Annotated in this window: 1 protein-coding gene and 1 pseudogene; both read right to left on the reverse strand. The window is 69.3% G+C overall.

The annotated features are described in order from the left end of the window. Nucleotides 1-239, reverse strand: a pseudogene (locus B2J89_RS21395) (glycosyl transferase); the annotation flags it as partial. A 187-nt stretch (nucleotides 240-426) separates the two neighbouring features. Continuing rightward, on the reverse strand, nucleotides 427-684 hold a 258-nt coding region (locus B2J89_RS21400), incomplete at its 5' end, for a DUF2214 family protein (RefSeq protein ID WP_169170834.1).

A 684-nucleotide genomic window follows, 5' to 3' on the forward strand; every position in this document is an offset into this window, starting at 1 on the left:
CACAGCATCCAGGTGGGCAGCGGCGGGTGCTTGTAGTAGCCCCATTGCAGTGAGCGCATCCAGGTGAGCTGTTCGATATTGTCGGCCGGCGGGCTCAGCGCCACGCTGCTCAAGTGCCACAGCCAAACCCCGGCAAACAGCAACAGGACCAGCCAGGTCCAGGCCGCCGGCGACACCCCCAGCAGCGCACGCACGGCGCGGCGCGCGGGCGCGGCAACGCGGGAGGCTGGGGCGGTCATGTGTGCATCGGCGCGGGTCATTGCAAGATCCTGGTGAGTGTCCATGGCATGCGGCGCGGTGCAACCGGGGCATGGATGGAAAGAACGAGACTGCGCGGCGAAGGGGCCGCAGGCCGTCAGCAGAGCGCGATTCTAGGGAGCATTTGCGGCGCGCCCAGACCGCGCCGGCCTTTTTTGCGACCCCGACCTACCAGCCGCGCGCCCAGAACACCGCGACCACCGCGATCAGGGGCAGCACATGCGACTGCACCATCACCAGGCGGCGCACCCGGGCCACTTCCGCCGCGGCGGGCAGGGCCCCGGTGGCGTGCAGCGCGCGGCGCCAGCGCCTGAAGGCCAGCGTGGGCCCGATGGACAACAGCACCATCACCACGAACAGCGTCACCTTGAGGTGCAGCAGCGGTTGCGTGGCGTACCAGGACGCCCCTTTGATGCCCCAGAACAC

The organism is Acidovorax sp. SRB_24 (genome assembly GCF_012931925.1).